This is a genomic window from Halorubrum sp. PV6 (assembly GCF_003990725.2).
Taxonomy (GTDB): domain Archaea; phylum Halobacteriota; class Halobacteria; order Halobacteriales; family Haloferacaceae; genus Halorubrum.
Window position 1 is genome coordinate 1,527,878 of record NZ_CP030064.1, and the last position, 25,825, is coordinate 1,553,702.

Genomic DNA, 25,825 nt, shown 5'->3' on the forward strand with positions numbered 1-25,825 from the left:
GTAATTTAATACCGGAGTAATGAGGGTATATATTTCTATATATCTGCACGAGACAGGACGCACGGCGGTCCCGCCGACGTTCGAGGGTGAACCTCGGGGTTGAGGCCGCCGGCGACCCACCTGTTCGGTATGCCAGTCGCGACTGTCGGCGAGACGGCGTCCCACGAGGTAGCGGTCACGACGGAGACGATCGACGCGTTCGCGGGGCTCTCCGGCGACGAGAACCCGATTCACCTCGACGAGTCGTACGCCGCGGAGACGATGTTCGGCGGTCGAGTCGCCCACGGGATGATCGCGGCCGCCGCCGTCTCGGCCGCCCTCGCGTCGCTGCCGGGGGACATCGTGTATCTCCAGCAGGACCTGTCGTTCGAGGACCCGGTTCGCCCCGGCGAGACGGTCCGAGCCGCGGTCGAGGTGACCGAACACCTCGGCGGCGACCGGCTCCGAGCGCGGACGGAGGTGTTCGTCGACGCGCGCGACGAGCGCGTTCTCGACGGCGAGGCGACCGTGCTGTCGCTCCCGCACGACGCGGCGTGAGGACGCCACCGGCCGCTCCTTAGCCCGCTAACACTGAGAGAGCGACCCTACGATCGCTCGCCGTTCGGGTCGAACCAGTAGTTGAACGCGGACAGCGTCACGAACATCGTGACCGCGAACACCCAGTCCGGCGAGCCCAGGAGCGCGCTCACCGCGAGCGAACTGAGGCCGGCCGCGACCCCGACGAGGAGGGCGTAACTCCCGCGAGAGAACCCGCGGATCCAGCGGTCGAGACGCCTGTACGTCTCTTTTAAACGGACCATACACCCACGCGTCACCGCGCGCAAAAAGTCGTGTCGCCCTCGCTACCGACCGCGGGTTAGCCGTGCCACCGAAGCACGGTGGCCGCCCACGTGTACCCGGTGCCGGCGGCGAGGAAGCAGACGAGGTCGCCGGCGGCGAGGCGACCGTCGGCCAGCCCCTCCTCGACGGCGAGCGCCTGATCGACGCTCTGGACGTGTCCGTACTCGTCGAGGTAGTAGCCGTCGCGCTCGGGGTCGAGTCCGAGTTCGTCGAGGACGAGTTCGTGAAACGACCGTTTCATATGCGTGAGCGCGACGAAATCGAGGTCGTCGCGCTCGAATCCGGAGCGCTCCAGCGCCTGGTCCGCGACCGAACAGAACGCCGGCAGCGAGACGGGTCCCAGCCGCTCTTTCATCCCGTCCGGATCGGGAACGGTGAGCGTGTGGAGCCCCTCGCGAACCGTCTCGTCGCTCGCCGGTCGCTTCGAGCCGCCGGCGGGCATCACCACGTCGCCCGCGAAGGAGCCGTCGGTCTCGGCGGCGCTGGCGTGGACGGTCGCTCGGGCGCGGTCGCCCGGCTCCGACTCGACTACGTACGCGCTCGCGCCGCTCCCGAAGTTGAACATAAAGGACGCGTCCGCGTCTCCGTAGTCGACGAGGTCCTCTTCGCGGCTCGCGGAGACGAGCAGGGCGGTGTCTATCGGCTCGACGCTGAGCTGGGCGGCCGCCTGCCGGAGCGCGATCGGCGCGCCCGCACAGAGGGTGTAACTCTCCGTCGCGTACGCGTTCTCGGCGCCGATCGCCTCGGCGATCGCGGCCGCGGCTGACCAGACGACGTGGTCTTTGAACTCGGAGCCGTGGTACACGACGAGATCGACCGCCTCCGGATCCACGTCGGCGTCGGCGAGCGCCGTGCGCGCCGCGGCCGCGGCCATGTCGGTCGCGTGGTCCTCGTCGGGGGCGCAGACGCGCTTCTCGGCGACGCCCATCTTCTCGACGACGACTTCCTCCGGAATCCCGCTGATCTCGGCGATCTCCGCGCCGGTGATCCGGTCCGGCGGGACGTAAGTCCCGAGTCCGGTGAGTCCGACCGTCATCGGCGGTACCTCCGGAGCCGTTCGGGGAGCCGCTCGCCGACCGGCCCGTCGAGCCGGTCGCGAAGCGTCCCGAGGATGCCGTTCGGGACGAACAACACGAACAGCACGAAGATGATCCCGAGATACAGCGGGGCGCGCCCGTCGACCGCGGTGTTGACGAACAGCTCCACGCTCACCCCGAACAGGTCGGCTTCGAGGACGCTCGCCGGGAGCCCCTCGCGTATCAGCGTCGCCACGCCGCCGCTCTCCGTCGAGAGGACGTCCTCTAACCCCTGCGTGAACAGGGTGCCGTACACGGGCCCCGCGAGGGTGCCGAACCCGCCGATGATCGTCGTGATCAGCGCGTCGGCGGTGACGAGGAAGTAGAAGGTCCCGTCCGGCGCGACGGACCGCGAGTAGGCCGCGAAGATGCCGCCAGCGATGGCGCCGAAGAAGCCGCTGATGGCGAACGCGGCCAGTTTGAACCGATACGTCGGGTAGCCGACCGCGCGGGCGCGTTCCTCGTTTTCGCGGATCGCGACCATCACGCGGCCGAACGGCGAGTGGAGAATCCGCTGCATCGCGAAGTAGCAGGCGACGACCACGATCCCGAGCGCGTAGTACGAGATGACGGTCGTCGACAGGTCGACCCCCAGCCCGAGCAGGTTCTCGACGCTCTCGCCCGTGAGCCGCCCCACGTCGAGGCTCAGCGCGTCGACGTAGGGGACGCCGATCGCGAGCGCGTCGCCGCTCACCGTCGCCCCCTCGGTCGGGTTCGTCGAGACGTAGCCCCACGAGCGAATCAGCTCGTAGATCACCTGCGCGAACCCGAGCGTGATCATCGCGAAGTAGACGCCCGTGAGCCGGAACGAGACCGACCCGATGACGAGCGCTAAGAGTCCGGCGAGCACCGCGCCCAAGAGCAGGGTGAACATGAACGGCGTCCCGCCGGGGATGCCCGGAACCTGTCCGTTCGCGGCGAGCACGACGAAGTAGCCGCCGGTCCCGAAGAAGGCCGCGTGACCGAAGGAGAGGTAGCCGGTGTAGCCGCTGATGAAGTCGAAACTCATCGCGAACAGCCCCATGTACAACACGACGACCATGAACGTGACCGCGGGGAGGAACGCCTCCGCGAACGGTGCGGCCCCCGTCTCGAGCAGCGCCTCGTACACGAGCGGGTACAGAACGAACCCGACGACGACGGCGGCGTGAACGGCGTGGTCACGCAGGTACCCACGAAGACCGGGGGTGCCGCGGTCAGACCGGTCCGTCTCGGTTTCGTCACGATCCGTCTCGGTCTCGCCACGATCCGTTTCGGTCTCGCCACGATCCGTTTCGGCGTCGGCTCGGTCCGCGTCGGCGTCGGGAGGCGCCTCGGCGGGAGCGTCCGCGTCGCTAATGGCCCCCCACCTCCTCGATGCCGTACAGCCCCTGCGGGCGGATGATGAGCATCACCACGAGCAGGAGGAAGATTGTCACCTCGGAGAGGCCGGGGAAGGTGACGATCCCGGTGGTGAACAGCCACGTCGTCACCGAGTCGGTGACCCCGACGATGCCCGCCGCGACGAGCGTCCCGGTGAAACTCCCGAGGCCGCCGATGATGACGACGACGAACGCGTACAGCAGCACGTCGATGCTCAACAGAACGCTCGGCCCCCAGATCGGGTCCCACATCAGCAGCACCCCGCCGACCGCGGCGAGGCCGGTGCCGACGCCGAACACGACGGTGAAGGCCCGCCGCACGTCCACGCCGAGCGCCTGCACCATCTCCGTGTCCTCGCTTCCCGCACGGATGTAGAGGCCGTACAGCGTCTTCGTCAGGAACGCCCAGACCGCGACCGCGACGACGGCGCCGATCGCGACCTCGAAGAGGTACAGCCGCCTGACGCCGATTCCGAGCAGTTCGGTCCGCCCGAGCAGCACGTCGGGCGCGGTGCCCATCGGCGCCTGCCACTGCGGGTCCGGCTGGATCCCGCGGAGCGTCAGGACGATCCGGGCGATCTCCTCGATGATGAGCGAGACGCCGAACGTCAACAGGATCTGGTAGGTGGGCGTGCGGTCGTAGATGGGCCGGATGAGCGCCACTTCCATGGCGCTGCCGGCCGCGGTGGTGACCGCGAACACGACCGCCAACGCGACGAAGAAGACGAGGATCGTCGCGAGCGTCCCGGTGTTCGCACCGACGACGAGAACGAGCACCAACCCGCCGAGGTACGCGCCGACCATCGCGACCGCGCCGTGCGCGAAGTTGAGCACGCCCATCAGGCCGAAGACAAGGGTCAGCCCGACGGCGATGGTGAAGTACACCGCCCCCTTCCCGACGCCCTCCGCGAGCACGCGCGCGGCGGTCTGGGCGCTGTCGACGGCGCCGCTCGTCGACAGCAGGACGCTCTGGTCGAGAAGCGGCGCGACTTGCGGAAGGACGGCGGCGAACGCGTCGAGGCTCATGCGGTGAGATACCTCCGGATGCGTTCGTCGTCGCTCGTGACGCCGGCGGTCTCGCCCTCCTCGACGACGACCCCGTGGTCGATGAGGTAAAAGCGGTCGGCGAGATCCATCGCCAGCCGGAAGTTCTGTTCGACCAGGACCATCGTCGTGTCCGCGGAGGCCGCCCGAAGGGCCTCCACCACGTCCTCGACGATCTGCGGGGCGAGCCCCTCGCTCGGCTCGTCGACGAGCAGCAGGTCGTTGTCGCCGAGCATCCCGCGAGCGATGGCGAGCATCTGCTGTTGGCCGCCGCTCAGGTCGCCGGCGTCCTTGTCGCTGAACCGATCGAGCGCCGGGAACAGCTCGTACGCCTCCGCGATCCGCCCGGCGGCGTCCGCGACCGAGTGCGCGGCGACACGGAGGTTCTCCTCGACTGTGAGGTGTGAGAACACGCGACGCTCTTCGGGCACCCACCCCATCCCCCGGGCGGCGATCTCGTGGGGTTCCATCCCCGTCACGTCCGTTCCGTCGAACCGAACCGCTCCCTCGCGGGGCGGCGTCAGCCCGAGCGCGGTGCGGAGCGTGGTCGTCTTGCCGACCCCGTTTCGGCCGACGAGCGCGACGATCTCACCCTTCTCGACGGACAGGGACAACCCCTGGAGGATGTGGCTCTCGCCGTAGTAGGTGTGGATCCCGTCGAGTTCGAGCAGGCTCACGGTCCGTCACCCCCCGCGCTTACGCGGCGACCGCCGTCGGCCGCGGCGTCACCGTCCGCTCCGGCATCGCCGGCGGCGCCCGCCGACTCCTCGCGACCGTACCCGCCGAGGTACGCCTCCTGTACCGCCTCGTCGCCCTGTACGTCCTCCGGCGGCCCGTCGGCGATGAGTTCGCCGCGGTGGAGGACCGCGATCCGATCGGAGATGTCCATCACCACCTCCATGTTGTGCTCGATGAGCATCACCGAGTGGTCCGCGGCTACGTCTTCGATCAGCGCGACGACCTCGTCGACGCCCTCGCTCGACACGCCGGCCGTCGGCTCGTCGAGCAGGAGCAGGTCGGGGTCGCCGGCGAGCGCGACGCCGATTTCGAGGCTCCGCTTCTCGCCGTGGCTCAGGTTCTGCGTGACCGTCTCGGCCTCGGCCGCCAGCCCGATCCGTTCGAGTATCTCGGTCGCCTCGGCGTAGTGGTCCTCGAAGTCTCTCACGTTGCGCCACAGCTTCCAGGAGTCGTTCCCGCGCCCCGCCTGCGCGGCGACGCGGACGTTCTCCAAGACGGACAGCGTCGGGAACAGATTCGTGATCTGGTACGAGCGGTGGATCCCCGCGAGCGCCGTCTCGTTCGGCGAGGCGTCGGTGATGTCGAGCGCCGCGTCGCCGCCAGCCGTCCTGGCGCGCGCCTGCCCGGTGTCGTCGCCGGCTGACGGCGTGAACCGAATGCGGCCGTCGGAGGGCTCTAACACGCCCGTGAGCAGGTTGAAGAACGTCGTCTTCCCCGCGCCGTTCGGCCCGATGATCGAGCAGAGTTCGCCGGCCTCTAACGCGAAGTCGACGCCGTCGACGGCGGTGATGCCGCCGAAGCGCTTCGTGAGCCCCTCGGTCTCTAGCAGCATTACAGCGAGCAGCTCGCGTCCCCTTCGGGGACCATCACGTCTTCCGCGTCGAGCCGTTCGAGGGGCTCTCCGGGCATGATCGGCGCGCCCCAGGTGTCGGCGTACTCGTCGCTGGTCGGGACCGGCCACGCGACGGTCATCTGTGAGGCCGCCTGGTTGTTGTGCGATTGGAACGTGTACCCGTCCGCGCCCTTCGGCGTGTCGGCGACGGTCATCCCGCGCAGCGCGTCGGCGACGTCGGCCCCGTCCGTGGAGCCGGACTCCGAGATGGCCTGCGAGAGCGCCGAGGCGGCGGTGAAGGTCCCGGCGCTGAACAGGTCGGGGACGATGCCGTACGCGTCGATGTGCATCTGCCGGAACTCGTCGTTGATCGGGTTCTCGTACTGGTTCCAGTGGTAACGACTGGTGAAGGGGCCGAGCCCGGCGTCTTTGATGTCCTGTTCCGTGAACCCCTCGCCGAGCGCCGACTCGATGGTGCCGCCGATGAGCTGCGTCGTCAGCAGGGCCGCGAACCCGCCGAACACCTGCACGTCGTAGGAGATGGCCGAGGTGAGGAACTGCGGCAGCGTCGACGCCGTGAAGCCGCCGACGACGCCCGTCGCCCCGTCCGACATCGCCTGCTCGAAGAGCCCGTCGAACTCGGAGTAGCCGACCTCGACGAACCGCGGTTCCAGCACGTCGACTCCCTGCCCCTCCAACACCGCGGTGTAGTTGCTCGCGACGCTCTGTCCGAACGCGTTGTCGGAGGCGAACACGGCGACCGTGTCGATGTCGAAGTTCTCGGCGACGTACGTCCCGCCCGCCCGCGCGTCCATCGCGGTGTGTTCGCTCGCGCGGAACGCGAGCGGGTGACAGAACTCCTCGTTCACCGTGATGCCGGCGTCGGCCGCGGGGCCGATCAGGTAGGGCACGTCCGTCTCGTCGACGACGGTGTCGATGAGTCGGCGCGCGCTGTCCGAGGACGTACCCCCGAACAGGATGTCGATGTCCTCCTCTAAGACGAGGTCGGTCGCGACGCTCTGGGCCGTGTCGGGGCTGAACCCGGTGTCCTCGACGATGATCTCGTAGGTCGGGCCGCCGTCGGGGTCGACCGTGTACGTCCCCGGCGTCGCGTCCTCGATCGGATCGAGGTCGTGTTTGTACGCCAGCCCGGAGTAGAACCCCTGCAGGCTGATCTGGCCGTAGTACTTCAGGTCGCCGGAGGTCGGCTGCAGCGCCCCGATTCGGATCGTCTCACCGGCGAGGTCGCCGCCACCGTCGCTTCCGTCGGTGCCGTCGCTTCCGCCGCCGCTCCCGCCGCTCCCGCCGCTCCCGCCGCTCCCGTCGCCGCCGTCCCCACCGTTGCCCGAGCAGCCGGCGAGTCCGGCCAGGCCGGCCCCTCCGACCGCGGCGCCAGTTCCTCGCAGATACGATCGTCGTGTGGTTGCGTCTCGCATACCTACGAACGACACGACCCACCGACAAAAGGGGGCGAGTTAAGATGTTAACAACCACCGAGGATTCGGCGCCGGTCGGGTCGCGTGCGTCCGGCTCAGTTCATCCGTTCGAGCGCCTGCACGACGCTGCGGAGCAGTTTCTTTTCGCCGCGGCGCATGTTCTTCGAGACGGCCGCCGTCGAGACGTCGAACTCGTCGGCGAGCGTCGACAGCGTCGCCTCGCGCGGCGACTCGAAGTACCCGGCGTCGGCGGCCGTCTCTATCGTGTCGCGCTCGACGTCGGTCAGATCGCGACACGCGTCGAGCATCGTCGACGCGGCGTTGGCGTTGCGCATGGTGTCAAAGAGTGACTCCATCGACAGCCGCGAGCGGTCCTCGACGACGAACTCGTTGCCCTTCGCTAAGTCGTGGAGCGCCGCCTCCGTCGTCGACTCGTCGTCGAAGCCGACCTGCCACTGCTCGGAGCCGTCCGCGATCCGGAACGGGCCGGTGATGTAGCCGCCGTGGTCGGTGATCGTCGACATCGCGTTGGTCTCCTCGATGACGGTCCGGATGATCGCGGTCCCGTCCTGCTTCGAGAACAGTCGGTACTCCGCCATGTTGTCGTGGTCGCGGAGCATCGACAGCCCCTCGCCCAACTCGTAGCGGTCCGGCGACTCGACGAGGAGCCGCGTTTCGAGCTGCTCTGCGGCCGTGTCGAGCTGCCAGTGCATCGCGGAGAAGCTGACGTCGTGGTCGGCGGAGGTGTCGATGAACGGGCAGTCGAACTGCTCCATGTCCATCGTGACGTCAATCATGGGCTGAAATTGCGCCCGACATACATAATGGTTGTTCCTTAAATACTCACTCGCCGAAGCGCTCCTCGACGGCCGTCCGGTCGATCTTCGAGGGGCCGGCGGTGGGCATCTCGTCGACGAACGCGAGCGACTTGGGGATCGCGAACCGCGCGACGCGGGAGGCGAGATGGGAGCGAACGTCGTCGAGCGTCAGCGACTCGTCGCCCACGAGGACGGCTTTACCGACGGTGCCCCACTCCGTGCTCGGCACGCCGATAACCACGGCCTCCTCGATTCGAGAGTGATCCGTGAGCGCGTCCTCGACGCGGGGCGGATACACGTTCTCGCCGCCGGAGACGAACATGTTCTTCTTCCGGCCCTCGATGTGGTAGTAGCCGTCCGCGTCGACGCGGGCCAGGTCGCCCGTCGACACCCAGTCGCCGAACGTCTCCGCGGTCTCCGCCGGGGCGTTCCAGTAGCCGTCCGCGGCCGCCGGGCCGGCGAGTTCGAGTTCGCCGACGATCCCGTCCGGAACCGGGCCGTCCTCGTCGACGACGCGCGCGTCGACCGCGACGGCGGGCACGCCGACGCTTTTGGTCTTCTCCGGCGGGAAGCCGTCCGGCATCGCGAAGTTGTTCGGCCCGCACTCGGTGAGCCCGTACCCTTGCGATATCTCGACGCCACGGTTACGCCACGCGTCGATCACGCTCTCGCGGCAGGGGCCGCCGCCGCTCTTGACGAAGCGGAGCGTCGAGAGGTCCGTCGTCGCCCAGTCGTCGTGGCGCGCCATCATCCGGAGGACGGCCGGGACCGCCACGAGCGTCGTCGCGCCCTCGCGTTCCACGTCGGCGAGGACGCGGCCGGGGTCGACCTCCGGGCTCAGGAGGATGCGCGCGCCCATCTGGAAGAACGGGACCGTGAGGACGTTCCAGCCGCCGGTGTGGAACATCGGGAACACCATCGGCGTCACGTCGTCCTCGCGGAGCCCCCACGCCGTGATGGTGTTGAAGGCGTTCCAGTGGACCGCGCCGTGGCTGATCACCGTCTCCTTCGGCGTCCCGGTCGACCCGCCGGTGTGGAGGAACAGGCGAGGGTCCGCGAGCGACACGTCGGCCGTCTCGACCGGCGACCCGTCGTCGGGAAGGTCGTCGGTGTAGGGGCGCCACGCGTTGTCCGCGCCGGTGGGGATCGCTCGGACCGGCGGCTCCGCGTCGGCGCGCTCTAAGGCGTCGACCACGTCCCCCTCGAAGGGCGTCTCGACCAGCAGGAGCGCGGGGTCGACGTCGCCCAAGACGGCCGCCAGTTCGCGCTCGGCGAGTCGGTGCGACAGCGGCGCCAGCACCGCGCCGACCTTCCCGGTCGCGAAGAACAGGTCGACGAGCTCCACGCGGTTCCGGGAGACGACCGCGACCCGGTCTCCCTTCGAGACGCCGACCTCGCGGAGGAGCCGGGCGGTGCGGTTGGCGCGCTCGTCGAGGTCGGCGTAGGTGTACTCCTCGCCGGCCGCGGTGTCCGTGACCGCCACGCGGTCCGGCGAGAGGCGGGCGCGGCGCGCCGAGAGCGATCCCACCCAGTCGTACCCGCGGTCACCGTGCGGATGCGGTCTGGTGTCGGTGGTCTCCCCGGCTCCGTCGCTCCCTTCGTGTGTCGCCCGCGGATCGTTCCCGACCATCTCAGGCCACCTCGTCGAGGAACGACCGGATTCGAGGGTTGACCGCGTCGCGTCGCTCGATGAAAAAGAGGTGCGGTCCGCCGTCGACTCGCTCGACTGTCGCGTGCGGGAGGTAGTCGGCGAGCAGGTCGGCGTTCGCGACCGGCAGGACCCGGTCGTCGGTCCCGTGGAGAATCAGCGTCGGCACGTCGATTTCGTCAAGCTGGTCGGTCGCGTCGAACGCGGCCACGGCGGCGGCCTGAGCCTCCCGACCGGCCGGCGTCGCGTCGCCCGCGAGCCGCCAGTCGACGATTCGGTCGACGAGGTCGGGCTCGCGCTCGTACAAGTCGTCGGAGACGGCCGGCTCCATCAGATAGCGGATCCGCTCGCGCGGCCCGTACTCGTCCGGCACCGAGAAGATGTGTTCCTGTACCGCCGCCGGCGTCTCCACCGCGTCGTCGCCGCCGGGCGAGGTACAGAGCAGGGCGAGCGAGGCGACGCGGTCGTCAGCGACGGCGAGCTCCTGCGCGATCATCCCGCCCATCGAGGCGCCGCAAACGTGGACGCGGTCGGCGCCGTGGTCGTCGAGGACCGCCCGCGCATCGGCGGCCATCTCCGGGACGGTGTACGGCCCCTCGGGCACGTCGGAGCCGCCGGTGCCGCGGTTGTCCGGGCGGATCACCTCGTACTCGTCCGCGAGGGCGTCGGTCAGCCACCGCCACATCCAGCGGCCGTACCCCAACCCCTCCAAGAGCAGCACCGTCGGCCCGTCTCCCGGTCCGTCGACGGCGTACTCGATGGAAACGCCGTCCCGTGTCACACTGTGCATACACAACAGGGGACGCGGTGCCCTATCAACCCGGACGTTAACTGTTCAACCGCGCGCTACCGACGCGACCGAACCGGGAGACGCGACCCTGGCGACGGCTCTCACGGTGCCGCGACTTGAGAAGAGTTAAATTGGATGCTCCACTATCCTGATTTGCGCTCGGTTGGTGTAGTCCGGCCAATCATGTTGGCCTTTCGGCAGACGCGGCGCATCGGCGCGCCGGTTTGGAAGACAGCCGACGACCAGGGTTCAAATCCCTGACCGAGCACTTCTCTCAGTCCCACGCCGCTACCGGCTGGACTCCCCGTCTCTCCGCTCGCCCGAGAAGGGGAAGAATCACTTCTCTCGACGACGACGACCCGGTATGAGCGAGCACCCCGCGACCGAGACGGACGACGAGTCCACCGAGGGCGACGACGACCGGCGGTTCGAAACCCGCGCGATCCACGCCGGACAGGCGCCGGATCCGGAGACCGGCGCGCTGATGACGCCCATCCACGCGAACTCCACGTACAAACAGGACGGGCCGGGCGACCACCGCGGCTACGAGTACAGCCGAACGGGGAACCCGACCCGTAGCGACCTCGAAGCGAACCTCGCCTCCCTGGAGTCGGGGAGCCACGCGCGCTGCTTCTCGTCGGGAATGGGCGCGATAAACACCGTCTTAAACCTCTTGGAGGCCGGCGATCACGTCGTCGCCGGCGACGACGTGTACGGGGGGACCCATCGAATTCTCACGCAGGTGTACGAGCAGTACGACATCGACACCAGTTTCGTCGACACGACCGACCACGACGCGGTCCGGGACGCGATGCGCGCGGAGACGGCCCTCCTCTGGGTCGAGACGCCGACGAACCCCCTGATGAACGTCAACGACATCGGCGCGCTCGCCGACATCGCGCACGCGAACGACGCGCTCTGTGCGGTCGACAACACGTTCGCGACCCCGTACCTCCAGCGCCCGCTCGAACACGGCGCCGACATCGTCTCGCAGTCGCTGACGAAGTACCTCGGCGGCCACTCCGACACCATCGGCGGCGCGCTGATCGTCGACGACGCGGATCTCGACGAACGGATCGGCTTCTACCAGAACTCGGTGGGCGCGACGCCCGGCCCCTTCGACGCCTTCCTCGTCTTACGCGGGACGAAGACGCTCCCCGTTCGCATGGACCGCCACTGCGAGAACGCGATGGAGCTGGCCGAGTGGCTGGAAGACCACGACGACGTGAGCCGCGTGTACTACCCCGGACTGGAGAGCCACCCCGACCACGACCTCGCGGCCGAGCAGATGGACGGGTTCGGCGGCATGCTCTCGTTCGAGTTCGACGGCACCCTCGACCAGGCGTCGACGGTCGTCAGCGAGACGGACGTGTTCACGCTCGCGGAGTCGCTCGGCGGCGTCGAGAGCCTGATCGAGCAGCCGGCGGCGATGACGCACGCCGCGATTCCGCGCGAGGAGCGACTCGCGGCCGGGCTCACGGACGGACTCATCCGCGTGTCGGTGGGGATCGAACACGTCGACGATATGAAGGCGGACCTCCAGCGCGCGTTCGACGCGGCGCTCGACTGAGAGTCCGGCGCGACGACTTCGGCGCTGCGGGCGGACAGACGGCTACGCTTTTATCCGTCGCGGCGAGTTGCCCGGCCATGAGCGACCCAGACGTCGCCGTGTTGCGACAGACGATCCACGGCGCGGACGCGAGCGAGCTGGCCGCGGCGATCCGCGAGCGACTCCCCGACCGGTCCGTCGCGCTGGCGCGGACGCCGGCAGAAGAACGCGAACTGCTGTCCACCGCGCGGGTCGCGGTCGGCCTCCACATCGACGAGTCGCAACTCGCCGCCGCCGAGAACCTGAAGCTCTTCGCGTGCGTGTTCGCCGGCACCGGCCACCTCCCCCGCGAAGCGCTCGCGGACCGGTGTGTCGCCGTGACGAACGCGTCGGGGGTCCACGGGCCGACCATCGCCGAACACGTCGTCGGATCGATGATCACGCACGCCCACGGGTGGCCGCAGGCGCAGCGCCAGCAGGCCCGACGCGAGTGGCGAAGCTACGAGACGAGAGAGGTGTACGGCTCGACGGTCGCCGTCGTCGGACTCGGAGCGATCGGGTCGGCGGTCGTCGACCGATTGGAGCCGTTCGGCGTGAAGACGGTCGGCGTCCGGTACTCCCCTGAAAAGGAGGGTCCCACGGACGAGGTGTACGGGTTCGACGCGTTCCACGAGGCGATTGCGGAAGCGGAGTTCGTCGTTCTCGCCTGCCCGCTCACCGAGACGACGCGGGGGCTCGTCGACGCCGACGCGCTCCGGACGATGCGGGCCAACGCGGTACTGATAAATATCGCTCGCGGGGCGGTCGTCGACACCGACGCGCTCGTCGCCGCGTTACAGAAGAGCCGGCTCGGCGGCGCCGCGCTCGACGTGACCGACCCCGAACCGCTCCCCGAAGACCACCCGCTGTGGGGGCTCGGTAACGTCACCATCACCCCGCACAACGCGGGCCACACGCCCGAGTACTACGACCGCGTCGCCGACATCCTCGCGGAGAACGTCGACCGACTCGACGCGGACGCGGAACTGCGGAACCGCGTCGAGTGACCGACTCAGGGGCGTCGCGACCGCCGTTTATAAAAGCGAGTCGGCGAGTTGCCCGCCTCGACACCTATCCTTAAGAGCGGATCGGGTGGCTGACGCTTCAGTTACCACCGGACCTCGAAGCCGTCGAGCCCCTCCGGCTCCTCGTACGTCGCGTCCACCGCGCCGACCGAGGCGGCGCGGCTCCCCGTCTCGCACCACGCGACCATCTCCTCGACGGCGCTCTCCGGCCCCTCGAAGACGGCCTCGACGCGCCCGTCGTCGAGGTTGCGCACCCACCCGTCGACGCCCGTCTCCTGGGCCGTGTCGCGGGTCGTCGCGCGGTAGTAGACGCCCTGCACGCGGCCGGAGACGTACACGTGTGCTCGCGTTCGGTCGCTCATGCGTGGAGGCTGCGTCCGGCGTGCTTATAAATGGTGTGGGGGAACCGGTCGCCTCGCGGCGGGGCGTCGCCGGCGGCCGCAACCGACGACTTCTAACGAACGCCGACCGACACGGGAGGTATGGACTTGTTCGGAACCGCGGGCATCCGCGGGAGCGCCGAGACGCGAGTGACGCCGGAACTCGCGCTGGCCGTCGGCCGCGCGGTCGCGGCCGAGGTACGGGCGACTGAAGCGGCAGCGACCCCCGAAATCGTGCTCGCCCGCGACGGGCGCGTGACGGGCCCCGCCATCGCGGCCGCGATGGAGGCCGGCCTTGCGTCCGGCGGCCTCCGCGTGCTCCGCGCCGGGCGGCTCCCCACCCCGGCGTTGGCGTACGCCTCGCAGGACCGATACGGCGTGATGCTCACCGCCTCGCACAACCCCCCGACCGACAACGGGATCAAACTGTTCCGGGACGGCAGCGAGTTCGACCGCGAGGCGGAGCGGGCCGTGGAAGAACGTGTCGCAAACGACGAGCCGCCGGCGGCGTGGGACGCGTGGACCGAGTCCGAGAACGTCGACACGCTCGACGACTACCTCGACGCGGTCCGGACGTACGCCGAGGGGTTCGGCGCCGACCTCGACGGCATCCGGATCGCGGTCGACTGCGGCAACGGGATGTCCGCGCCCGCGACGCCGACCGTCCTGCGCGAACTCGGCGCCGACGTCGTCACGCTCAACGGGAACGTCGACGGGCACTTCCCCGGTCGCGGGAGCAAACCCACCCCCGAGACGCTCCGCGACCTCCGCGCGTTCATCGCCGACGCCAACGAGGGCGTCGCGGAGCCGGGGCGACCTGCAGACGGCGACGCCGAGGGGTTCGCGTTCGGAATCGGTCACGACGGCGACTCGGACCGCATCGTGATCGTCGACGCCGACGGTGAGGTGGTCCACGAGGACACCGTCCTCGCGCTGCTCGCCGAGCGGTACACGCGCGAGAGCGACGCCGCGGACCCGGTCGTCGTGACGACCCCGAACGCGTCGGGGCGGATCGACGAGCGCGTTCGCCAGGCCGGCGGGCGCGTCGAGCGCGTCCGTCTCGGCGCGCTGCACGAAGGGATCGCGACGGTGCGGGCGGACGCCGACCCGGGCGCGGACACCCGCGTCGTCTTCGCCGCAGAGCCGTGGAAACACATCCACGTCGGCTTCGGCGAGTGGATCGACGGGGTCGCCTCCGCCGCCGTCATTTCCCGACTCACCGCGGAGTCGAGCCTCGACGACCTCCGTGACCCGATCACGGAGCGCCCATACCGGAAGGTGAGCGTCGACTGCCCGGACGAGGCGAAGGCCGGCGCGATGGAGCGACTGACGACGACGCTGCCCGACGCCTTCGCCGACGCGGCCGTCGACACCGACCACGGGGTTCGGCTGGAGTTCCCGGACGCCTCGTGGACGCTCGTCCGCCCCTCCGGTACGGAGCCGTACGTCCGGGTGTACGCCGAGAGCGACGCGGTCGACGACCTGGTCGCGGACGTCGAAACCGTCGTGGCGGACGCGGTGGCGGCGGCCACCGATGAGGAATAGCCGAATCGATCCTGACACAGCATGAACGTGGGATAGAACTCCGCCGATTCCGGCTAACAACCGGCAATTTTTCCGCAGTATCACGCGAACGTGCAATTATCGAGACGAGGAGAGCGACGAATTTATGCCGCGCACCCTCCCCGTTGTAGGTGACATGGCATCCGACTTCGATCGGCGGCGGTTCATCAAGGCGGCGAGCGCGGCGGGCCTCATCGGCCTCGCCGGCTGTAGCGGCGGTCCGGGCGACGGTTCGGACGGGTCTGACGGCTCCGACGGGTCCGACGGATCCGACGGTTCGGACGGGTCCGACGGCTCCGATGGCTCGGACGGGTCTGACGGCTCCGACGGCGGGAGCAGCGCGGCGGCGAACATCGGGATGGTCTACGCGACGGGCGGCCTCGGCGACGGCTCGTTCAACGACCAGGCACAGCAGGGAGCGCTGCAGGCCGAAGAGGAGCTCGGGATTTCCTTCCGGGAGTCCCAGCCCGACGAGGTCGCGCAGTTCAGCACCTTCCAGCAGCAGTTCGCGGAGTCGAGCGACCCGAACTACGACCTGGTGTGCTGTATCGGCTTCCTCCAGGCCGACTCCCTCTCGGAGACGGCGAGCTCCTACCCCGACCAGGACTTCATGATCGTCGACTCGGTCGTCCAGTCCGACAACGTCGCGAGCTACGTCTTCCAGGAGCACGAGGGCTCGTACCTCGGCGGCCTGATGGCGAGTCTGCTCTCGACGCGCGACTTCTCGGCCGGCGGCGGGTCGACCGCGGGCGACACCACGAACGTCGGGTTCGTCGGCGGCGTCGAGTCCGGCCTGATCCAGAAGTTCCAGGCCGGCTTCGAGGCCGGTGTCGCTGCCGGCGACGGCGACGTGGACGTCAGCGTCAACTACGTCGGCGATTTCAACGACCCCGCCGGCGGACGCGAGGCCGCCAACGCGATGTACAACAGCGGCGCCGACATCGTCTACCACGCCGCGGGTAACACCGGCACGGGCGTGTTCCAGGCCGCGCAGGAACAGAACAAGTTCGCCATCGGCGTCGACCGCGACCAGTCCGTCACGCGTCCCGACTACGCCGACGTGATCCTCGCGAGCATGGTCAAACGCGTCGACACCGCGGTGTTCAACGCGATCGACGCCACCGTCGACGGCGAGTTCCCCGCCGGCGAGAACATCGCGCTGGGCCTCGAGAGCAACGGTGTCGAGCTCGTCTTCGGCGACCAGCTCGGCTCGGAGCTCCCGCAGGACGTCCGCGACCAGGTGGCGACCGCGCGCGACGAGATCATCGCCGGCAACATCGACGTTCCCTCCCAGGTCTAAGCCTCGGGCGGTCGTCGTTTTCGGATCGATCGACCGGATCGCCGTTCGCGGCCGACCGACCAAACCGCCGTTCGCGGCCGACCGACCAAACCGCCGTTCGCGGTCGATCGGACGGATTCCCGTTCCGAATCGACCGGAACCGCGTATCCAAACATATTCAATCACGCTTCTACCAGAAGGTAATAGACCAATGGCCACAGCCGTCCACCTCGACGGGATCACAAAGCGGTTTCCCGGAGTCGTGGCAAACGACGACGTCGATCTCGAAGTCGAGCGGGGCACCGTCCACGCGCTCCTCGGCGAGAACGGCGCCGGCAAGACGACGCTGATGAACGTGCTCTACGGGCTCTACGAACCGACGTCGGGGCAGGTTCGGCTCGATGGCGAGCCGCGGTCGTTCCGCTCGCCGCGAGACGCGATCGACGCCGGGATCGGGATGATCCACCAGCACTTCATGCTCGTCGACCCGATGACCGTCACCGAGAACATCACCCTCGGCAGCGAGCCGCGGAAGTGGGGCGGTCTCGCGGTCGACCGGGACGCCGCGCGCGAGGCCGTCGTCGATCTGGCCGACCGCTACGGGTTCAACGTCGACCCCGACGCCCGCGTCGAAGACATCTCGGTCGGCGAACAACAGCGCGTCGAGATCCTGAAGGCGCTGTACCGCGGCGCCGACACGCTCATCTTAGACGAGCCGACGGCCGTCTTGACGCCTCAGGAAGTCGAGGAGCTGTTCGACGTGCTCGAAGAGCTCACCGCACAGGGAAAGACGATCATCTTCATCACCCACAAGCTCGGCGAGGCGATGCGGTCGGCCGACGAGATCACCGTCCTCCGAGACGGCAAGAAGGTCGGGGCCGTCGACGCCGACGCGACGAGCCAAGAGGAGTTGGCCGAACTGATGGTCGGCCGCGAGGTCCTCTTGGACGTCGACCACGGGGCCGCAGAGACCGGCGACGTGGTCGCCTCAGTCTCGGACGTGGTCGTCGAGGACGACCGCGGCGTCCGGGCGGTCGACCGCGTCTCGTTCGATGTCCGCGCCGGCGAGGTGTTCGGCATCGCGGGCGTCGACGGGAACGGCCAGTCAGAGCTCATCGAGGCGATAACCGGGCTCCAGGAGGCCGATGCCGGCGAGATACGCTTCCTCGGCGAGGACGTCACCACCGCGTCGCGGCGACAGCGCATCGAGGACGGCATGGCGTACATCCCCGAGGACCGCCAGGAGCGCGGGTTGGTGATGGAGTTCGACCTCGTCGAGAACGGGCTCTTGGGGAGCCAACACGGCGCCGAACTCGCCTCCAGCGGCCGCATCGACTGGGCGGCCACGCGGGACCACGCCGAGGCGATCATCGACGAGTACGACGTGCGCCCGCCGGACGCGAACGCCGACGCTCACTCCCTTTCGGGCGGGAACCAGCAGAAGTTCATCGTGGGACGGGAGTTCGAACGCGACCCCGAACTCGTCGTCGCGTCGCACCCGACCCGCGGCGTCGACGTGGGCTCTATCGAGTTCATCCACGAGCGACTGCTCGAACTCCGCAAACAGGGCGTCGCGATCCTGCTCGTCTCCTCGAAACTCGAGGAGGTCCAGGGGCTCTCCGACCGACTCGCCGTCGCGTACGAGGGCGAGTTCGTCGACGTCGTCGACCCCGACGAGACGACCGAAGAGGAACTCGGCCTGCTGATGGCCGGCGAACAGCCGGATTCGGGCGACGGCGCTCCGGCCGATCCACCGACCGACCACTCGGGCGCCCCCTCGCCCGCCGAGGGCGACCTTCCGGACGGTGAGCAGGCGTGAGCGTCGCCGACCGTGCGCGCGACGCCCTCGCTCGCCTCGTCGACGCGTCAGCGACCGAGCGAATTCTCATCAGTTCCGCGGCGCTCGTCCTCTCGGTCCTCATCGGGGCCGTGCTGGTCCTCGTCGCCGGGCGCATGACGACCTGTTCGCCCAGTGAGGCGGTGTACTACTTCGGCACCGGATTCTGTTACGACCCCGTCGTCGTCTTCGACCGGCTGTTCCTCGGTGCGCTCGGGGACCCGTTCAGCGGCGGCTGGTCGCCTGACGGCCAGTTCGCGGTCACGCTCAGAGAGACGACGCTGCTGGTGTTCACCGGACTGTCGGTCGCGCTCGCGTTCCGCGCCGGCATCTTCAACATCGGGACGCAGGGCCAGATGGTCGTCGGCGCGCTGGCGACCGCGCTCGGCGTCCTCTGGGCGTCGGCGTTCGTCTCGGGCGTCGTCGGCACCGTCGTGTTGATCCCCTTCGGCATCCTCGTCGGCGCCACGTTCGGCGGGCTGTACGGCGCGGTGCCGGGCGTGTTGAAGGCGTACGCCGACGCCAACGAGGTGATCACGACGATCATGCTCAACTTCATCGCGACGGGCGTCGCGCTGTACCTCGTCAGCGGGGTGTTCAAAGACCCCGACAGCGCCGCGAACCAGACCGTCCCGCTCGCTGACTTCGCGCAGTTCCCGGCCGTGCTCTTCGGCGCGCGACAGAACTTCTCGCTCGTCGCGCTGGCGTTCGGGCTCATCGCCATCGCCGCGCTGTACTACGTCCTCGAACACACGGCGTTCGGCTACGACGTGCGCACGAGCGGCGTCCAGCCCGAGGCGGCCGAGTACGGCGGCGTCGACGCGAAACGCACCATCGTGGCGAGCCTGACGCTCTCTGGCGCGCTCGGTGGCATCGCCGGCGCGATGTACGTGATGATGGTGCTCGGCACGTTCCAGACAGGGATCCCGGCGTACGGCTTCGACGGGATCACGGTCTCGATTCTCGCCGGCAACAACCCGCTCGGGGTCGGGGTCGCCGCGCTGCTTTTCGGCGTCTTAAAAAGCGGGACGACGGTCGTGCAGTTCGCGACCGACGTCCCGCCGCAGCTCGTCGGGGTCCTCCGCGGGCTGATCATCCTGTTCGTGGCGATGCCGGAGTTCTTCCGGCTGCTCGCGAAGGGGCTGCCGGGCGCCGGGTCGAAGCCGGAGGCGGTCGCGACCGACGGCGGGACGGTCACCGAGAACGGAGGTGGCGCCGATGAGTGACGCCACCGAGCCGACCGGGGCCGACGACGACCTCGCGGACGACGGGTTCTTCGAGCGATACTCGTCGCGCGCGCTCTTCGCGGGGGCGACGGTCGCCGCCGTGCTCGCGCTGTTGGTCGCCGGAGCGCTGTTCCCGAACACGCTCGCCGGGACGCTCGCGAGCGTCCTCACGAGCGAGAACACGCTCGCGTCGGCCCTGCGGCTCTCGGTGCCCATCGCGTTCGCCGCCCTCGGCGGTATCTTCGCCGAGAAGTCGGGCGTGATCAACATCGGGCTGGAGGGGCTCCTGATCATCTCGGCGTTCGGCGCCGTCTACGTCACGGAAGTCACCGGGGGCGTCTGGCTCGGCTTCGTCGGCGGGGTCATCGCGAGCACGCTGCTCGCGGGGGTGTTCGCCGTCGTGACGATCAAGTTCCGCGCGGACCAGATCATCGCCGGCCTCGCCGTCTGGCTCATCGCGCTCGGGCTCGCCCCGTTCGCCTCGCAGGTCATCTACAGCAGCCCGAACACGCCGACCGTCCCGACGACGGGATCGATCACGGTGCCGGTGCTCGCCGACCTCCCGTTCTTCGGCGCGCTCTTCTCGGCGTCGCCGTCGGTGTACCTGCTGTTTGCCGCCGTCTTCTGCTCGTGGTACGTCTTCGAGCGGACGGCGTTCGGTCGGTGGATCCGCGCCAGCGGTGAGAACCCGAAGGCGCTCGACACCGCCGGCGTGAGCGTCACCCAAGTCCGGTACGCGGCGGTATTGATATCGGGGGTCCTCGCCGGGATGGGTGGTGCGGCGCTGTCGCTCGACCTCGGGCAGTTCACCGGGAACGGGCCGACGATGGTCAACGGAAAAGGGTTCATCGCCATCGTCGCGTACCTGTTCGGGAACTACAACCCCATCGGGGCGTTCCTCTCGACGATGCTGTTCGCGGGCCTCGACGCGGTACAGACGGTCCTGCAGCTGCAGGGGATCGGAATCCCTCGACAGCTCATCCGGATCACGCCGTTCGTCGTGGTGATTCTCGTCTTAGCGCTGGTCGGTCGGACCCGGCTTCCGGAGGCGGCCGGCGAGCACTACGACACCGAAGAGTAGCCGCCTCCCGGCCACCCCTCGTCCGCCGCTTTTTCCGGGGCCGCCGTGGTTCTCGTCGTCCGACAGGCGACCAAAATGGGAACAAAGAGTTTTGCCACCGGAGCGACCAGCCACGTGGTATGAGCATCGACGAGTACGACGTCGTCGTGGCGGGCGCCGGCACCGCCGGCTGTTACGCGGCTGCGACGATTGCGAACGAGGGGCTCGACGTCGTCATCGTCGAGCGAAAAGACGCCGAGGAGGCAGGGCACATCGCCTGCGGTGACGCCCTGAAGGGCGCGGACGCGTTCCCGGAAGCGATCCCGAAGGAGCGACTGGAGCCGGCCTTCACCAACACCGGCGTCGACCACGGCCGCTTCGAGATCCCGCAGGAAGACACGATCCTCGAAATCCCGGTCCCCGGCGAACTCGCCGTCATCGATCGGTGGGAGTACGGCCGGCAGGTCATCTCGGGCGCGGAAGACGCCGGCGTCGACTTCCACTACGACACCGTGATCAACGACGTGACCCAGGCCGACGACGGACGGGTCACCGGGCTGCGCGCCACCCGGAAGGGCGACGCCGTCACGTACGAGGCCGACCTCGTCATCGACGGGGCCGGGTCGCTGTCGCTGTTACAGGACAAAGCCGACTTCGGCGGGACGACGTTCGACACCAACGTCCGCTACTCGCAGTTCTGTTCGGCGTACCGCGAGATAGTCGAAGTCCCCGAGCCGGTCGAGTGGGACGACGCCTTAGTGTTCAAAGCCACCGACCGCGCCGCGGGCTATCTCTGGTACTTCCCGCGGACCGCGACCGAGATCAACGTCGGGCTCGGCTTCCAGATGAACGAGGAGCCGATGCAGCTCGTCGAGGCGCTGAAACGCGACCTCAGGAACCGCCCCGAGTTCGAGGGCGCGGAGGTCAAAGACAAACTCGGCGCCGCGCTCCCGACCCGCCGCCCGTACGACTCGGCGGTCGCGCCGGGGTACATGGCGGTCGGCGACGCGGCGGGCCACGTCAACCCGACGACCGGCGGGGGGATCGCCGGCGCGGCGTACGCGGGCAAGTACGCCGGCGAGCAGGCGGTAAAGGCCGTCTCTGACGGCGACGTGAGCGAGGAGAACCTCTGGCGGTACAACACCCGCGTGATGGACCACTTCGGCGGTCGGTACGCCGGCCTCGACGTGTACAACGTCCTCGCGACCGCGGTGGACGTCGACGACCTGATGGGCCTGCTCGCGTCGCTGCCGGGCGAGAAGCTCGCGGAGGCGCTGTACGAGGGGTCGACCTCGATGTCGTTCGGCCTCAAGCTGAAGGCGGCGGTCAAGAGCTTCGGCTACTGGGGGACGATCCGGAACTTCTACCAGACGAAGTCGCTCGCGGACGAACTGATCGACCACTACGACGCGTACCCGACGAGCCCGGCCGCGATGGCGAACTGGACGGGCGAGCGCGACGCGATCATGGACCGCATCTACGAGACGACCGGCGCGGACGCGAAGTACTGAGCCGGGAGTTCGGCTCGGCCCCCGGTTACTTATAAACCGCTCTCCGCTTACGGCTGAGTCTCCGCCACGCGCCGAATCGCGCCCGCCAGCACGTCGATGCCGACCGCGATGTCGGGCTCGACCACGTCGAACGTGCTCGTGTGGTGGCCGCCGGGATGGTCGGTGCCGACGCCGACGTAGCAGGCGAGCCCGCCGCGTCGCTGGACCGACCGCATCAGGTAGGTAGCGTCTTCCGAGCCGCCGAGGTCGTCGCGGTCGACGATCTCCGTGACCCCGTCGACCCCGCCGGCGACGTCGCCGACGATCCCCGCGAGCGCGGCGTCGCTGGTCGCGCTCGGCGCCTCTCCTTTCGTCGCGATGTCGACCTCGCAGTCGTGCATCGCGGCGGCCGACTCCAAGATCCGGTCGGCGTGGTCGGACATGTAGTCGGCGAGCGCCGTCGTCGCCCCGCGGAGTTCGCCCTCGATGTACGACTCCTCGGGGATGACGTTCGTCGCCGTGCCGCCGCCGACGAGCCCGGCGTTCACGCGGGTCGGCCCGTCGGCGTGGCGGGGAATCGCGTAGAGGTTCTGGACGGCCGCGGCCATCGCCTGTACCGCGTTGCGGCCGTCCTCCGGTCTCGCGCCCGCGTGTGCCGGCGCTCCGGTGAACTCCGCGAGGAAGTGCCGCACGGCGAGGAACCCGTCGACGCCGCAGACGACCTCGCCCGACGGGTGGTCTAAGCCGACGTGGACCGCGTACAGGTAGTCCACGTCGTCGAGGTGGCCGGACTCGGCCATCGGCTTGCCGCCCGCGACCTGCTCTTCGCCGGGCTGGAAGAACACCTTGAGCGTGCCGGAGAAGTCGGACGCTAACACCGCGTCGAGGGCCCCGAGTCCCATCGTCGCGTGCGCGTCGTGGCCGCAGGCGTGCATGTAGCCGTCACGCTCCGAGCGGAATCCGTCGGCCGCCGGCGCGTGGTCGTCCGCGTCCGACTCGGTGACGGGGAGCGCGTCGATGTCGACTCGGAGGCCGATCACGGGGCCGGGGCCGCGCTCGGCGACGGCGACACAGCCCGTGAATCCGCCGGAGAGCGCGTCGACGACGTCCGGGTCGGCGCCCGCGTCGCGCGCTCGCTGCTCCCACTCGGCGAGCGTCTCGTCGTCCGGGACATTCAGTCGGTCCTCGGTCGCGAGGGCGTCGGGGCCGACGTGGAGGTCGGTGAGGTCGCGCTCGCGGAGCGCGGCGACGATCTGTGCGGTCGTGTAGAACTCGCACCACGCGGGCTCCGGGTGGCGGTGTAGGTCGCGGCGAAACGTGCGGTAGCCGTCGTCGAGAACGCTCATGGAACTGGATGGCCGCGACCGGGCTTAAACGATCGCGTGTCGGGAACCGTCGAGTGCAGCGAGGACGGGTCCGGAGTGGGGGCGGGTCCGGAGCGGGGACGGGTCCGAAGCGGCGCCGACCCTCGTCAGTCGCGTCGGTGGCCGAGCGGCTTCTTCTGGTCGACTTCGACCTCGACGTGGATCGAGTCGGGGAAGTCGCGCGCGACGACCTCGCGAGCGATGTCGTCCGCGCCGTGGATCTCCATGCGGCGCTTATAAACGTCGTAGGTCCACGGCGAGAACTCGTCGCCCGCTCGGAGCCGTTTATAAAGCGGGACGCGAACGGACTCGGCCGGGGCGGCGTGCGGGCCCTTACACTCGGCGCCCTTGCGTTCGAGCGTCGATTTGAGGTCTTGAACCGTCTCGGCGAGCACGTCGCGGTCACCGGACGCGAACGTGAGTTTCGTGACGAAGGTCATGGCTGGGGGTTGTCCGAAGATGGTGGCCCAAAGAGTAAAAACGCATCTACCGACGCCGAGGGCCTCCATTCAGCGCGGCGCGGCCCGTATAAACTCTCACCGGTCGCGACTAACGCGGCGCAGATCGGTCGAACGGGCCCGTAACGCCCGGTGCGTTCGCGACTCCGACACCCTCTTTAGGGGTGGTTGCTAACCGGACGGTAATGACGGTTGAAGCGACCAGCGCTGGAGCCATCCTCTTCCGCGATACCCGCGGCGAACGGGAGTACTTACTCCTGAAGAGCCGACCGGGGGACTGGGAGTTCCCCAAAGGCGGGGTCGAGGGGGACGAGGAGCTTCAGCAGACGGCGATACGGGAGGTCGGTGAGGAGGCCGGAATCGAGGATTTCCGGCTGATCGACGGCTTCCGCGAGGAGTACGACTACGTGTTCGAGGCGAACGGCAACACCATTCACAAGACGGTCCACCTGTTCATCGCGCGCTCGTTCGAGGCGAGCGCCGAGATATCGAACGAACACCGCGACCTGCAGTGGCGCGACTACGACCAGGCGCTCAACACGATCACCCAGACCGGGCCCAGAGAGATTCTCGAAGACGCCCACGAGTTCCTCGACGAGCGAAAAGACGACGAGACCGGCGAGTACGTCTGAGCGGGTCGGCTCACGGCGGACCGCGACCGCCCGCGCCGCCCCGGTCACTTTTACGCGGTCACCGACTACCACAACCGTGATTCCGGACGCCGAGTTCGGCTACGAGCTCCTGGTCTGTCGGTACGCCGAACTGGCGTGGCACCCCGGAGCCGGCCCGCGGCCGGCGATCGTCGCCCGCCAACTCGGGACCAAAGAGCGCCGCTGGGACACCGTCGTGATCGAGGTCGACCCGACGGCGTTCGCAGCGCGGCGCGCCTTCGGCGAGCGGACCATCGACTCCGACCTGCTCCACGTCGTCCGCCACGCGCCCGCCGAGTGGGCGTGGTACCGCGACGCGCTCCCGCACCCCGGCTACCCATGGCGCTACGTCCGGCAAGCGGTCCACCGCGCGGCGGGCCGGTCGCTGATCGAAAAGCGACGCCGAAACAACCGGATCCAACTCCGCCGCGTGCGACCGTATCCGGACTGGGTCGAGCGGATCGTCGCGATAGAGAACAAACCGGACCTCGACCGCTCCGCCGCCGACCGGCTCGCGGAGCAGCTCGACCACGACGTCGAGACCGCCCTCGCCGACGAGGCGTGGCTCGCGACCGAGACGACGGGCGAGCGCGTCGAGCCGGCGCTGCTCCGCGAGATGCCCGTCGAGGCCGGCATCCTCGCGACCGACTTTTCGGCCGGCGTCGACGCCGACGCGGCGAGCGTGGCGTGGCACCCGAGCGACCTCGCGCCCCCGGAAGGCGACGCCCGCGATCCGGAGACGGAGACGATTCGGCTCGAAATCGCCGAGCGCGCCTACGGCAAGGGGTGGCGCTCCTTCCACGACACGATGCGCCCCGACTGCCGACACTTCGAACTGCGGCGGGTCGGGCGCGCGCTGGTCCCGCACTGCGCCGCGAAGGAGAAACTCCCGACCGCCCGGGAGTGTTCCGGATCCTGCGCGAAGTTCTCCCCCGAGCCGCCGCAGTGGCGCACGAAGGGCTGGCCGATCGAGGGCGGCCCCGGAAAGGGGCTTAAACGGGTGTTGGGTCGGCGGAGACAACGAGAACGCGACGCTATCGGTCCGGGCTGACGAAACGATTCAAGTGCGCGCCGACACCAACGCGTCACATGCGGTTCCCCGCACCAGACCCCTCCGAGTACGCGCGAAACACGGCCGTCGTCGTCGCCACCATCGCCGCCTTACAGTACACCGGTCTCCTGACCGATCGCGGCGGGATCGACCCGGCGTTTCTCGCCGTGGTCGCCGTCACGTATCCGGTGTTCACGTACCTGCTGAACGTGATCGCCGCGAACGTCGATCGAGGGGCGGAGTGAGAGAGGTACGAAGAGACGCCGGCGGT

General features: G+C 69.0%; 25 protein-coding genes and 1 tRNA gene. 13 read left to right on the forward strand and 13 right to left on the reverse strand.

Annotated elements, in window-relative coordinates:
* Window positions 1-129 precede the first annotated feature (129 nt).
* Window positions 130-537 (forward strand): MaoC/PaaZ C-terminal domain-containing protein, encoded by a 408-nt coding sequence (locus tag DOS48_RS21380; protein WP_127117663.1) that lies wholly within the window; start codon window positions 130-132, stop codon window positions 535-537.
* Window positions 538-584: 47 nt separating this feature from the next.
* Here the strand turns inward: DOS48_RS21380 and DOS48_RS21385 are convergent, their stop codons facing one another.
* The 10 genes from DOS48_RS21385 to DOS48_RS21430 all read right to left on the reverse strand — a co-directional run bounded on the left by DOS48_RS21385 (window position 585) and on the right by DOS48_RS21430 (window position 10,583).
* Window positions 585-800, reverse strand: coding sequence for a hypothetical protein (locus tag DOS48_RS21385; protein ID WP_127117664.1), 216 nt, complete (start codon window positions 798-800; stop codon window positions 585-587).
* Window positions 801-856: 56 nt separating this feature from the next.
* Complete coding sequence (locus tag DOS48_RS21390) at window positions 857-1,876, reverse strand: 3-oxoacyl-ACP synthase (protein WP_127117665.1); 1,020 nt, start codon at window positions 1,874-1,876, stop codon at window positions 857-859.
* Window positions 1,873-3,084, reverse strand: coding sequence for a branched-chain amino acid ABC transporter permease (locus DOS48_RS21395; protein WP_127117666.1), 1,212 nt, complete (start codon window positions 3,082-3,084; stop codon window positions 1,873-1,875). The genes DOS48_RS21390 and DOS48_RS21395 overlap by 4 nt, the downstream gene beginning before the upstream one ends.
* 166 nt (window positions 3,085-3,250) lie before the next feature.
* On the reverse strand, window positions 3,251-4,303 hold the full coding sequence (locus DOS48_RS21400) for a branched-chain amino acid ABC transporter permease (protein WP_127117667.1): 1,053 nt from the start codon (window positions 4,301-4,303) through the stop codon (window positions 3,251-3,253).
* Window positions 4,300-4,998, reverse strand: coding sequence for an ABC transporter ATP-binding protein (locus DOS48_RS21405; RefSeq protein ID WP_127117668.1), 699 nt, complete (start codon window positions 4,996-4,998; stop codon window positions 4,300-4,302). The genes DOS48_RS21400 and DOS48_RS21405 overlap by 4 nt, the downstream gene beginning before the upstream one ends.
* Window positions 4,995-5,891, reverse strand: coding sequence for an ABC transporter ATP-binding protein (locus DOS48_RS21410; protein WP_127117669.1), 897 nt, complete (start codon window positions 5,889-5,891; stop codon window positions 4,995-4,997). Before DOS48_RS21410 ends, DOS48_RS21405 begins: the two co-directional genes overlap by 4 nt.
* On the reverse strand, window positions 5,891-7,327 hold the full coding sequence (locus DOS48_RS21415; RefSeq protein WP_127117670.1) for an ABC transporter substrate-binding protein: 1,437 nt from the start codon (window positions 7,325-7,327) through the stop codon (window positions 5,891-5,893). The genes DOS48_RS21410 and DOS48_RS21415 overlap by 1 nt, the downstream gene beginning before the upstream one ends.
* 95 nt (window positions 7,328-7,422) lie before the next feature.
* Window positions 7,423-8,124, reverse strand: coding sequence for a helix-turn-helix domain-containing protein (locus DOS48_RS21420; RefSeq protein ID WP_127117671.1), 702 nt, complete (start codon window positions 8,122-8,124; stop codon window positions 7,423-7,425).
* A gap of 46 nt (window positions 8,125-8,170) precedes the next feature.
* Window positions 8,171-9,775, reverse strand: coding sequence for an AMP-binding protein (locus tag DOS48_RS21425; RefSeq protein ID WP_127117672.1), 1,605 nt, complete (start codon window positions 9,773-9,775; stop codon window positions 8,171-8,173).
* Between the two features lies 1 nt (window position 9,776).
* Window positions 9,777-10,583: an alpha/beta fold hydrolase gene (locus DOS48_RS21430; protein ID WP_168654252.1), complete on the reverse strand. Its 807-nt coding sequence runs from the start codon at window positions 10,581-10,583 to the stop codon at window positions 9,777-9,779.
* 157 nt (window positions 10,584-10,740) lie between these two features.
* On the opposite strand from DOS48_RS21430, the gene DOS48_RS21435 reads away from it, so the two are divergent.
* The 3 genes from DOS48_RS21435 (at window position 10,741) to DOS48_RS21445 (ending at window position 13,178) form a co-directional block, all read left to right on the forward strand.
* Window positions 10,741-10,851, forward strand: a tRNA-Glu gene (locus DOS48_RS21435).
* Window positions 10,852-10,947: 96 nt separating this feature from the next.
* Window positions 10,948-12,153, forward strand: coding sequence for a cystathionine gamma-synthase (locus DOS48_RS21440; RefSeq protein ID WP_127117673.1), 1,206 nt, complete (start codon window positions 10,948-10,950; stop codon window positions 12,151-12,153).
* A gap of 77 nt (window positions 12,154-12,230) precedes the next feature.
* The gene (locus DOS48_RS21445; RefSeq protein ID WP_127117674.1) at window positions 12,231-13,178 is read left to right on the forward strand and encodes a D-2-hydroxyacid dehydrogenase; all 948 of its coding nucleotides are present in this window, start codon (window positions 12,231-12,233) and stop codon (window positions 13,176-13,178) included.
* A gap of 101 nt (window positions 13,179-13,279) precedes the next feature.
* On the opposite strand, the gene DOS48_RS21450 is transcribed toward DOS48_RS21445, so the two are convergent.
* Window positions 13,280-13,558, reverse strand: coding sequence for an acylphosphatase (locus DOS48_RS21450; protein WP_127117675.1), 279 nt, complete (start codon window positions 13,556-13,558; stop codon window positions 13,280-13,282).
* Between the two features lie 120 nt (window positions 13,559-13,678).
* Here DOS48_RS21450 and DOS48_RS21455 point away from each other — a divergent pair, with 120 nt between their 5' ends.
* The 6 genes from DOS48_RS21455 (at window position 13,679) to DOS48_RS21480 (ending at window position 22,052) form a co-directional block, all read left to right on the forward strand.
* Window positions 13,679-15,121 carry a phosphomannomutase gene (locus DOS48_RS21455; protein ID WP_127117676.1) on the forward strand — a complete coding sequence of 481 codons (1,443 nt, stop codon included), beginning with the start codon at window positions 13,679-13,681 and terminating at the stop codon, window positions 15,119-15,121.
* Between the two features lie 154 nt (window positions 15,122-15,275).
* Window positions 15,276-16,439 carry a BMP family protein gene (locus DOS48_RS21460; RefSeq protein ID WP_127117677.1) on the forward strand — a complete coding sequence of 388 codons (1,164 nt, stop codon included), beginning with the start codon at window positions 15,276-15,278 and terminating at the stop codon, window positions 16,437-16,439.
* 190 nt (window positions 16,440-16,629) lie between these two features.
* Window positions 16,630-18,237 (forward strand): ABC transporter ATP-binding protein, encoded by a 1,608-nt coding sequence (locus DOS48_RS21465; protein WP_127117678.1) that lies wholly within the window; start codon window positions 16,630-16,632, stop codon window positions 18,235-18,237.
* Window positions 18,234-19,481, forward strand: a complete 1,248-nt coding sequence (locus DOS48_RS21470) for an ABC transporter permease (protein WP_127117679.1) — start codon at window positions 18,234-18,236, stop codon at window positions 19,479-19,481. Before DOS48_RS21465 ends, DOS48_RS21470 begins: the two co-directional genes overlap by 4 nt.
* On the forward strand, window positions 19,474-20,562 hold the full coding sequence (locus DOS48_RS21475; RefSeq protein ID WP_127117680.1) for an ABC transporter permease: 1,089 nt from the start codon (window positions 19,474-19,476) through the stop codon (window positions 20,560-20,562). Before DOS48_RS21470 ends, DOS48_RS21475 begins: the two co-directional genes overlap by 8 nt.
* Before the next feature lie 119 nt (window positions 20,563-20,681).
* The gene (locus tag DOS48_RS21480) at window positions 20,682-22,052 is read left to right on the forward strand and encodes a geranylgeranyl reductase family protein (protein WP_127117681.1); all 1,371 of its coding nucleotides are present in this window, start codon (window positions 20,682-20,684) and stop codon (window positions 22,050-22,052) included.
* 47 nt (window positions 22,053-22,099) lie between these two features.
* On the opposite strand, the gene DOS48_RS21485 is transcribed toward DOS48_RS21480, so the two are convergent.
* Window positions 22,100-23,377, reverse strand: coding sequence for an amidohydrolase (locus DOS48_RS21485; protein ID WP_127117682.1), 1,278 nt, complete (start codon window positions 23,375-23,377; stop codon window positions 22,100-22,102).
* Window positions 23,378-23,502: 125 nt separating this feature from the next.
* Window positions 23,503-23,835, reverse strand: a complete 333-nt coding sequence (locus DOS48_RS21490) for an uS10/mL48 family ribosomal protein (protein WP_127117683.1) — start codon at window positions 23,833-23,835, stop codon at window positions 23,503-23,505.
* Between the two features lie 203 nt (window positions 23,836-24,038).
* On the opposite strand from DOS48_RS21490, the gene DOS48_RS21495 reads away from it, so the two are divergent.
* The 3 genes from DOS48_RS21495 (at window position 24,039) to DOS48_RS21505 (ending at window position 25,799) form a co-directional block, all read left to right on the forward strand.
* Entirely contained in the window at window positions 24,039-24,485 is a 447-nt protein-coding gene (locus DOS48_RS21495; RefSeq protein ID WP_127117684.1) for a bis(5'-nucleosyl)-tetraphosphatase, read from the forward strand.
* Window positions 24,486-24,561: 76 nt separating this feature from the next.
* Window positions 24,562-25,554 carry a DUF5787 family protein gene (locus DOS48_RS21500; RefSeq protein ID WP_127117685.1) on the forward strand — a complete coding sequence of 331 codons (993 nt, stop codon included), beginning with the start codon at window positions 24,562-24,564 and terminating at the stop codon, window positions 25,552-25,554.
* Between the two features lie 38 nt (window positions 25,555-25,592).
* Entirely contained in the window at window positions 25,593-25,799 is a 207-nt protein-coding gene (locus tag DOS48_RS21505; protein WP_127117686.1) for a hypothetical protein, read from the forward strand.
* Window positions 25,800-25,825: the final 26 nt, after the last annotated feature.

Coding starts and splice junctions, on each gene's coding strand:
- DOS48_RS21380 (WP_127117663.1), top strand. CDS start 130: ATGCCAGTCGCGACTGTCGGCGAGACGGCGTCCCACGAGGTAGCGGTC.
- DOS48_RS21385 (WP_127117664.1), bottom strand. CDS start 800: ATGGTCCGTTTAAAAGAGACGTACAGGCGTCTCGACCGCTGGATCCGC.
- DOS48_RS21390 (WP_127117665.1), bottom strand. CDS start 1,876: ATGACGGTCGGACTCACCGGACTCGGGACTTACGTCCCGCCGGACCGG.
- DOS48_RS21400 (WP_127117667.1), bottom strand. CDS start 4,303: ATGAGCCTCGACGCGTTCGCCGCCGTCCTTCCGCAAGTCGCGCCGCTT.
- DOS48_RS21410 (WP_127117669.1), bottom strand. CDS start 5,891: ATGCTGCTAGAGACCGAGGGGCTCACGAAGCGCTTCGGCGGCATCACC.
- DOS48_RS21415 (WP_127117670.1), bottom strand. CDS start 7,327: ATGCGAGACGCAACCACACGACGATCGTATCTGCGAGGAACTGGCGCC.
- DOS48_RS21420 (WP_127117671.1), bottom strand. CDS start 8,124: ATGATTGACGTCACGATGGACATGGAGCAGTTCGACTGCCCGTTCATC.
- DOS48_RS21425 (WP_127117672.1), bottom strand. CDS start 9,775: ATGGTCGGGAACGATCCGCGGGCGACACACGAAGGGAGCGACGGAGCC.
- DOS48_RS21430 (WP_168654252.1), bottom strand. CDS start 10,583: ATGCACAGTGTGACACGGGACGGCGTTTCCATCGAGTACGCCGTCGAC.
- DOS48_RS21440 (WP_127117673.1), top strand. CDS start 10,948: ATGAGCGAGCACCCCGCGACCGAGACGGACGACGAGTCCACCGAGGGC.
- DOS48_RS21445 (WP_127117674.1), top strand. CDS start 12,231: ATGAGCGACCCAGACGTCGCCGTGTTGCGACAGACGATCCACGGCGCG.
- DOS48_RS21450 (WP_127117675.1), bottom strand. CDS start 13,558: ATGAGCGACCGAACGCGAGCACACGTGTACGTCTCCGGCCGCGTGCAG.
- DOS48_RS21455 (WP_127117676.1), top strand. CDS start 13,679: ATGGACTTGTTCGGAACCGCGGGCATCCGCGGGAGCGCCGAGACGCGA.
- DOS48_RS21460 (WP_127117677.1), top strand. CDS start 15,276: ATGGCATCCGACTTCGATCGGCGGCGGTTCATCAAGGCGGCGAGCGCG.
- DOS48_RS21465 (WP_127117678.1), top strand. CDS start 16,630: ATGGCCACAGCCGTCCACCTCGACGGGATCACAAAGCGGTTTCCCGGA.
- DOS48_RS21475 (WP_127117680.1), top strand. CDS start 19,474: ATGAGTGACGCCACCGAGCCGACCGGGGCCGACGACGACCTCGCGGAC.
- DOS48_RS21480 (WP_127117681.1), top strand. CDS start 20,682: ATGAGCATCGACGAGTACGACGTCGTCGTGGCGGGCGCCGGCACCGCC.
- DOS48_RS21485 (WP_127117682.1), bottom strand. CDS start 23,377: ATGAGCGTTCTCGACGACGGCTACCGCACGTTTCGCCGCGACCTACAC.
- DOS48_RS21490 (WP_127117683.1), bottom strand. CDS start 23,835: ATGACCTTCGTCACGAAACTCACGTTCGCGTCCGGTGACCGCGACGTG.
- DOS48_RS21495 (WP_127117684.1), top strand. CDS start 24,039: ATGACGGTTGAAGCGACCAGCGCTGGAGCCATCCTCTTCCGCGATACC.
- DOS48_RS21505 (WP_127117686.1), top strand. CDS start 25,593: ATGCGGTTCCCCGCACCAGACCCCTCCGAGTACGCGCGAAACACGGCC.